Origin of the sequence: Mycobacterium sp. NS-7484, assembly GCF_001953975.1 — a bacterium.
Lineage (GTDB): Bacteria > Actinomycetota > Actinomycetes > Mycobacteriales > Mycobacteriaceae > Mycobacterium.
This window is the reverse complement of sequence record NZ_MBEJ01000089.1, coordinates 1-7,099: the sequence shown is the minus strand read 5'-3', so window position 1 is coordinate 7,099 and position 7,099 is coordinate 1. Positions and strand designations below refer to the sequence as shown.

The window sequence follows — 7,099 nt, the reverse complement described above, 5'->3', positions numbered from 1 at the left end:
CGGACTGCACCCGAGCCTTCTCGGGGAACCGGACGGTGCCGTCGGACTGGGTGAAGCCCTTCACCAGCGCCTTGAACTCGGCGGAGTTGGTGACCAGCTCGCCGAGCGACTTACGGACGGGCACCAGTGGGGTGTCAGGCACCTCAATGCCGAGGGCCTTCGAGAAGTCGAGTGCCTTGGACATCACCTCCTCGTCGGCCTTGACGGTCTTCACCGTCTCCAGCACGTCCTTGAGGGTGTCCATCGACTTCTTGTAGTCGGCGGCCTCGTCGTCGGTCATCTCGCGGCCCTCGTCGAGAGCCTTCTGCGCGATGTCGCGGGCGTTCTTGGTTTCGTGGTCGGCCCGTTCCTTGAGGGCGGCCAGACGTGCACTCATGCGCGTTTCTCCTTCGGAGTTGTTGGTAGTTAAGCGAATTCGACTTCGATCTGCGCCGAGATCGCTTCCAGCAGCGCCGAGGGGTCGACGGACGACTTCTGGCTGGCCTCACGAGGCTGACCCTCCGGGGTATCCCCCGCAGGCGCTTGGCGAGACGCGTCAGGGCCGCTGGCCTTCTCCTCGTCAGATGTGCTTTCGAGAGCACCGAGCACCGTGCCGATGGCAGCGTGTGCATCGCGAAGTGCACTCTCGTTCTTGGCCGAAAGCACGCGGCCAGCTTTGACCTCCTGAGTGACGTGGTCGAGGATCGACTTCACCGCCACCACCGAGGTGTCCTGATTCGCCCCGATCGGGACGAACGAAAACTCGTAGACCTTCAGCTCACGCAGCTCGTTGGCCCGCACGCCATGGTCGAGCTCGACACCAGCCTCGTCGATCACGTCGTACGCGAAGGACAGCTGATTGAGCCTGCGGCCCTTCACAAGCCGATAGACGTGGCTGCCCTTGGGCGATTCGAGGTCGAACATGCCCTTGACCCACCAACCGTGGTTGTCCTCGCCCATGTCCTGGGCGCCGGCCACCCAGAAGTCGGGGTCATCCATTCGATGCCCGAACAGCCCCGGCAGCACCAGGCCCGAATTCATCCAGGTTTCGATGTCCTTCAGGAACGCACCTGGGGCCACGATGTCGCCGTACGAATCGGGGATCTTGACGAAAGTCGATGGGTAGACGATGAATTCGCCGTCCTTCAGCCCATCCTCACGGCCAGCCTTGATGTTGGTGGCGGGGGTGTTCTTGGTGAGCATCAGTCCTCCTGCTCGTCTTCGTCTTCGGGATCCGGCTTATCCGTCGGAGTCATCGCCGGTTTCGGATCTTCTTCGGCCTGGATCGGGTCCCGGTCGCCGTTCTGGGTGACATTCAGCGGCTGAATCAGCTCGTCGCCGCCCTCGACCGGCGGCATATTGGCCAGCGCACGGCCCTCGTTGATGGTTCGCCACGGCCCGCCGACCGACCGCGTGATGGACTCATCGCGCTTCTCGACGTTGCCGCTCAACTTCTCCATCAGGTTGAACTCGATGTAGAAGCCCTCGGGCTTGACCGGCTCGAACTCGGGCAGCAGCTGCAACTCGATCTCGTCTTGGAACATCGACAGCCAGGGCCCGAGCGTGTCCTGGTACAGCATCTGGTGCTGTTCTTCGATGTTCGAGAACGTCGCGTGATCCAAGATGCCGATCATTGGCGGCGGAATGAAGTACGTCCGCGCCACCTCTTCGTCCGTCAGCTTGCGGGACTCGATGTACTGCAGATCCTTCGCAGTCTGCGACGCCGCGGTGAACGTCATACCGTCCTCGAGGAGAGGGGTACCGCCGCCGTTGGCAGCCATCGCGCCGGCGTACTTCGTCTGCCAATCCTTCTTGAACCTTTCGCGCGCATCATCCGACCACTGCGGCGCCCCCTCTGGGCGCGTGATGAAGCCGGAGTGCCGCGCGCCGTTCCGCATGATCTGGTCACGCATCTCCGACGCGGTCCAGTCCTCGCGCAAGACCTGGCGCAGCGACTCGATCGGCGAGACACCCGCGTCCGAAATGCCGCCGTATCCACGGAAATAGACGATCTGGTCGGCGGGGATCATCCGGGCACCCTTGGTGCCGCGGAACTCGAACTCCTCGGGCGTCATCCAGTTGTCACCCTTGGGCGTGACCAGCGGCGCCGGCAGATGGATGAGCTTGCGCTGCCCGTCTGCGGCCTTGATCTTCCACCAGTAGGCGCAGTCGTAGATCGCGAAGTCGTGCACCAGGGTGTTCAGAAAGCGATACCGGGTCGTGAACCTGTTGGGCTGCTGCATCAGTCGCGCCAGCGGGTGTGCAGTCACACGTTTGCGATCGGTGTCGCCGCGCCGCTCGAACATGTGGATGCCGAGCTGGGCGATGTTGCGGCCGAGGAACGATACCGTGCGCCGCACAGAAGGCTGTCGACGCCAGATCTCGAAGTAGTCCATGGCAACCCACGGCGACAGGTCAATCTTCTGGACCGCGGGCACGCTCGGCCGCGACAGGCTTTGAATCGCGCCTGCTGACTGTATGAAAGGCATCTACTCGCCGCCCACGATCTGGATGTAGTCGACGTTCGCGCGCTCGATCAGAATCTCGCCATCAGCCTGGGCCGGCTGCATCTCCGGCTCGAACACCGTCGCGGACTTGACGATCAGCCATGTACCCCGCACGTCAGTCAGGACGCCAGACACCGCCGAACCGGAGTACAGCGACACCAGTACCTTGCGGTTCAGACCGGGATGGCGCCTACCCCACATGGAAAGCCGCCTGTCGAACCTCCCGCTGACGTTGCTGGGCCAGGTCGCCGTTCACCACCGGCCCCTTGGTACCGACAAGGATCTGGTAGTTGATGCGCGGGCCCGGGTCAAGCCGATCCGCCCAGCGCCGCAACGCCTTCGCCATCTGTCGCCTCATACCACCATCAACCCCTCGTCCTCGTAAGCCGACCGCAGCACCGGCTCAACCGGTTTCGTCGCGCCCCACGTCGCCTGAATCACGGTGATCACCGCCGAGCAGTCGTTCTGCTTCCTGTCCAACACCCAGGCATCGCCCAGGTTCTTCTTCTGCGCGATCGCCGCAGCCTCATCCAGCGCCGGCGACGGCCGATGCCACACGCGGTGGCCCCGCAGCTTGTCCAGGTAGTCGCCGTACGCCTGCGTGAGGTCCGCGCCGCCGAGCTCGACGACCGGAATGCCGGCTTCACGCAACATCTCGATATGCCCGGACGCCGGAGCGCCACGAGCCTGGATCACCACACCGACGAACTTCGACCGGTACCGCTTCCCGTCGACCTCGATCGGGCCGGCCTCGTCCTCGATGAGACGCTTCGGATCGAGGAACCACGGCAACACCCAATCCGTGCCGCGGGCCGCCGCAATGACCTCGTTGTGCCAGCCGTCAGCCCGCTCGGCCGCCACGCCGATGTAGGACTTCGTCCGCTCGAAATTGATGTCGAGCGACGCCCACAGGGGCGCATCCTCGCGGCGTCGCGACGCCTTGTCGGTCGTGTCTTTCCAATCCGGCGCCGGCAGGATGCCCGGCTTCAGCGTCGACACCCACATGCAGCAGTACTCGGTCTGGAACCCCGAGATGTTGTCGTTCTGCATCTCCTCCAGGACGCCCTGCATGTCACGCAAGGTGTGCCCCGGCAGGTAACCCATCCCCGGGTTCGCCATTGGCCAGTACCGCGGATCCGTGAAGTCCACAGCCTCGCCGGCCTCATCGACCTCCGGGATCGACCACTCCGCCAGGAACACCTGAGTGTTCACCGTCGCACCGGTCTCGATCTTCCCGATCGCGGCGTCACGCAGCGACCGCAGCACCACCGACGACGCATCGCCAGCATTCGACGCACCCACGTTGAGCGAACGCGGCCGAGACTTCGTCGTCGGCGTGATCGCGTTCCACGCTTCCCACGTCTGGTGCTCGCGCAGCTCGTCGAGCATCGCCAGATCCACCGATAGCGACCGGCCGCCCTTGCGGGTCGTCGGCGTCGTCCGCCACTCGCGCGGATTTTCCGCGCTGGGCGTCTCCAGCGGCTTGAGGCCCTGCGCCCTGCGACAGTCGTTGATCGACTTCAGCTCTAGGTTGAACTTGCCGTTCGTCGTCGAGTGGCGCCGATACTCGCGGCGCAGAAGACGATTCGCCTTCACGTCCGCAATAGCCTCGGCCAGCGTCTTCTCGGCCAGCGCCAAGTTCTGCGCGGTGATCAGCACCATCTCGGCGCCGTCCAGGTACATCTTCCACAGCCCAAGACCCTTGAGCCACTGGGTTTTTCCGTTCTGGCGCGCAATCAGAATGATCAGCGTGCGAAACCGGAACCCCAGCCCGGTCTCATCCTTCTCCAGGGCGTGGATGTACAGCCACTTCTGATACGGGATCAGCTGCCAATGCAGCACGTTCTCCAGGAACTCGATGCACTCGAAACCCCACGACGTATCAGGGTTCAGCCCGCAGCCACACAGGCAACCATCCGTGCGTTCGGTGTCGCAGTTCGACGGCAGCGGCGGCGTGAATAGCCGCGGAGTCGTGCAGCCTTTAGCCGGCGGTGCCGCGACGAGCGCGGAGCTTCGAGAGCTCATCGACAGGCTCCTCGCTCTCCTTAGCGTCGCTATCGTCGCTGGTCAGAGGCGTGGTCGTCGGGGCTGGCAACGGTGTGGCGTCCTCGTAGAGGTTCTGTAGCCGCGCGTTCTGGTCCAGCATCTTGCGGCACAGTTCAGCCGACTTGTGATCACCCTCCAGCGCCCGACCGAAGTGCGCGTTGAACAGCCGGTCGAACCGCTCCTGATGCACCGCGAGCGCTTCCTCGGTCAGCAGCGCGCGCCGTGACGCCCCGGCCGCCAGCGCCGACCGAACAACCCGCTCCACCTGCCGCGCTGACAGCTCCACCACCTGCGCGATGCGCGGATACGACGCGCCCGCGATCCACAGGTGCAGAATCTTCTGCTCCCGCTCCACCCGCTCAGCAGCCTTCACCGCAAGCCCCCGACCAGCACAAACGCTCCAACAAACATGGTCACCAGTCCTCACTCGGCGCACCCAGTTGAATGAACGGCGCACTGTTGCCGCGGCGCTTGTTGCAATCCAGATGCGACGGCCGGAAGTTGGCCGGATCCAGCGCCAACTCCGGAAACTCGCTCACCGTGTGCGCATGGTCGAGGCTCCACGAGTCTGGATGATCCGACGGCAGGCTGTAATCGATCGGCTTACCATCCATCCAGCACGGAAGCTGCTGGTCAGCGCAGTGCGCCCGAAACTCGGCCCGCAACTCCCGATACCGGCGCGACCCCCGAATCGCCCGAATTTCCTGGTGCGTAGCAGGCAATTTGCTGCACCTCCTCGGCGTGCATGACCCATGCATAAAGCCCTGCATAACCATGCGAATCGCGACATTTTCTCGCGGGGGGAGAGGATGCCTACCGCGGGGGAGGTTTCCATTTGCGCTGGTCAGAGCGATTTATACCCCATACCCCGTCTGACCTGCGGTTATGCGACGTTCCCGCTGCATAATCCGTGCATGGTTATGCGCATGGGTCATGCATATTCATGCATCGGGATGGATGGTTGCCCTGGCATGGTGTTTGCTGAGCGAGAGTTTCCGGGCATGGTCGATCAGTCCCAGGCGATGCGGCAAGAGTATCACCGAGGTTGGGTTGACCACCGGTAACCATGCCTTATGTCGGCCTGACCGGCACCCAGACTTTGCCGTTGCCGTATACGTCGCAGTCCGGCCCGTACAGCCAGTAGCCACCTTGCTCCTGCTCGTAGGGCCGCAGCTGATCCCACGTCAGCGGATGGTTGTCGTTGCTCATCTCCGTGCCTTATGTCGGGTCGGGCGACGTGCGGAACGGGATATGGACGCCCGTCTCGCATTGGTAGTGACACTCCGCTAGGCAGCGGGAGCACTCGCAGTCACACCACCTGATCGGCACCAAAGCTTGTGGTGGGAAGTCGAACATCACCGCTCCTTATGTCGGGTTGTCGGCCTCGAATCGAGCCACGTACTGGCGGTACGACTCCGCGATGATGGGGGAGGATTTGACCGGATACTTCCCGCCCTCACTCAACCCGTCAAGCCACTGCTCGTAGGTCATCATGGTTCAGCCCGCCAGGAACCGCTGGCGCAGGATGTCGAGTCGCGCGGTGAGGACTACTTCGGCGTCCCAGTGGTTGAGGCGCTGAATGGCCACCAGGGCGGCGATGGCGGTGTCAGCCAGCTCGTAAACCACGTCCTGCCCACTCCACGGGTCGGGGGCGTCGGTGGGTGGCCGCTTGACGTGGCGCAGGTACGCCTGGGCGGCTTCCCCCGCTTCCTCGGACACCTTGAGCATCTGGGCCCATTCCGGGGTGCCCTGGTCGATGGTCCATTGCGCCAACTGGCGCACGGTGGTCATCGGGTCGTCGCAGCCCTCGAAGTCGGGCAGGCAGACGGGCTCACTCATGTCGTTCTCCTCGTTTGCTGGTTGCCGATAATGTCGCGTTCTGTCATCGCTTGCGCGCCGCCGCTCCGGTGGCCACGCGTTGCGGTTTCTCGGCCCGCAGCCTGCGCACATCTGACCAGCGGTAGAGCGGCTGGTCGTCGGTGCTGTGTTGGGTGCCGCCGTGCCGTCCGTTGGGTCGCAGCCAGCCTCGGGGCTTGAGCCGGCCGGTGTTGCGCCAGCTGCGCAGTGTGCGTTCGGATACGCGGCAGTCATCAGGCTGCCACTTGTTGGCGCGGAGTACATCATCCCAGGTGAGTAGCTTGCGCTCAATGTCGTTCTGCTGCAACAGCTTCAGCCGGTTGCAGTTGTGCGTGCTGCGGCATGTGCGGCAGTAGACCTCGACCGCGTCCTCGATGGCGTAGAGGTCGGTGCCGCACGCCTTGCGCGCCTGCTCGTCCCAGGTTGGGCAGGGTCCGAGCCAGACGCGTTTGGCGGGCCGGTCGATCACCCGCTCGATGCGCTTGACGTAGGCCAGGATCTCGCCGTGCACGTGGCCCGCTGACTCGTCGCACGCGATGGCGCCGACGTTGGCGGCCAGCCAGCGCGCACAGCCCGAGGCGCTGAGCGCGGGCACGGCCTGGCCGCGGGATTCGCATAGGTCCCGCACGATGGTGCTCAGCGCGTTGTTGAGGGCGTCGAGCAGTGTGGATGCCTCGCCTTGCTTTGTGGCTCTGCCGTTCTCGACGTCG

Annotated in this window: 10 protein-coding genes and 1 pseudogene; all 11 read right to left on the bottom strand. The window is 64.1% G+C overall.

Annotated features, from left to right (window positions below; translation table 11 throughout):
• Positions 1 to 376, bottom strand: a pseudogene (locus A5733_RS15870) (phage major capsid protein); the annotation flags it as partial.
• Between the two features lie 29 nt (positions 377 to 405).
• Positions 406 to 1,182 (bottom strand): HK97 family phage prohead protease, encoded by a 777-nt coding sequence (locus tag A5733_RS15865; RefSeq protein ID WP_076240800.1) that lies wholly within the window; start codon positions 1,180 to 1,182, stop codon positions 406 to 408.
• Positions 1,182 to 2,468: a phage portal protein gene (locus tag A5733_RS15860; protein ID WP_076240799.1), complete on the bottom strand. Its 1,287-nt coding sequence runs from the start codon at positions 2,466 to 2,468 to the stop codon at positions 1,182 to 1,184. The genes A5733_RS15865 and A5733_RS15860 overlap by 1 nt, the downstream gene beginning before the upstream one ends.
• On the bottom strand, positions 2,469 to 2,687 hold the full coding sequence (locus A5733_RS15855; protein ID WP_076240798.1) for a hypothetical protein: 219 nt from the start codon (positions 2,685 to 2,687) through the stop codon (positions 2,469 to 2,471).
• On the bottom strand, positions 2,677 to 2,844 hold the full coding sequence (locus tag A5733_RS27545) for a hypothetical protein (protein ID WP_158070618.1): 168 nt from the start codon (positions 2,842 to 2,844) through the stop codon (positions 2,677 to 2,679). The genes A5733_RS15855 and A5733_RS27545 overlap by 11 nt, the downstream gene beginning before the upstream one ends.
• Complete coding sequence (locus A5733_RS15850; RefSeq protein ID WP_142254025.1) at positions 2,841 to 4,511, bottom strand: hypothetical protein; 1,671 nt, start codon at positions 4,509 to 4,511, stop codon at positions 2,841 to 2,843. Before A5733_RS15850 ends, A5733_RS27545 begins: the two co-directional genes overlap by 4 nt.
• Entirely contained in the window at positions 4,468 to 4,905 is a 438-nt protein-coding gene (locus tag A5733_RS15845) for a hypothetical protein (protein WP_076240796.1), read from the bottom strand. Before A5733_RS15845 ends, A5733_RS15850 begins: the two co-directional genes overlap by 44 nt.
• Positions 4,906 to 4,945: 40 nt before the next feature.
• Positions 4,946 to 5,146, bottom strand: coding sequence for a hypothetical protein (locus tag A5733_RS15840; protein ID WP_083666228.1), 201 nt, complete (start codon positions 5,144 to 5,146; stop codon positions 4,946 to 4,948).
• A gap of 457 nt (positions 5,147 to 5,603) precedes the next feature.
• Positions 5,604 to 5,741, bottom strand: coding sequence for a hypothetical protein (locus A5733_RS27540; protein WP_158070617.1), 138 nt, complete (start codon positions 5,739 to 5,741; stop codon positions 5,604 to 5,606).
• 288 nt (positions 5,742 to 6,029) lie between these two features.
• The gene (locus A5733_RS15835; RefSeq protein WP_076240794.1) at positions 6,030 to 6,371 is read right to left on the bottom strand and encodes a hypothetical protein; all 342 of its coding nucleotides are present in this window, start codon (positions 6,369 to 6,371) and stop codon (positions 6,030 to 6,032) included.
• Between the two features lie 43 nt (positions 6,372 to 6,414).
• The coding region (locus A5733_RS27535; RefSeq protein WP_198938836.1) for a hypothetical protein at positions 6,415 to 7,099 on the bottom strand (685 nt) is incomplete at its 5' end.

Coding starts and splice junctions, on each gene's coding strand:
- A5733_RS15865 (WP_076240800.1), bottom strand. CDS start 1,182: ATGCTCACCAAGAACACCCCCGCCACCAACATCAAGGCTGGCCGTGAG.
- A5733_RS15860 (WP_076240799.1), bottom strand. CDS start 2,468: ATGCCTTTCATACAGTCAGCAGGCGCGATTCAAAGCCTGTCGCGGCCG.
- A5733_RS15855 (WP_076240798.1), bottom strand. CDS start 2,687: ATGTGGGGTAGGCGCCATCCCGGTCTGAACCGCAAGGTACTGGTGTCG.
- A5733_RS27545 (WP_158070618.1), bottom strand. CDS start 2,844: ATGAGGCGACAGATGGCGAAGGCGTTGCGGCGCTGGGCGGATCGGCTT.
- A5733_RS15850 (WP_142254025.1), bottom strand. CDS start 4,511: ATGAGCTCTCGAAGCTCCGCGCTCGTCGCGGCACCGCCGGCTAAAGGC.
- A5733_RS15840 (WP_083666228.1), bottom strand. CDS start 5,146: ATGGATGGTAAGCCGATCGATTACAGCCTGCCGTCGGATCATCCAGAC.
- A5733_RS27540 (WP_158070617.1), bottom strand. CDS start 5,741: ATGAGCAACGACAACCATCCGCTGACGTGGGATCAGCTGCGGCCCTAC.
- A5733_RS15835 (WP_076240794.1), bottom strand. CDS start 6,371: ATGAGTGAGCCCGTCTGCCTGCCCGACTTCGAGGGCTGCGACGACCCG.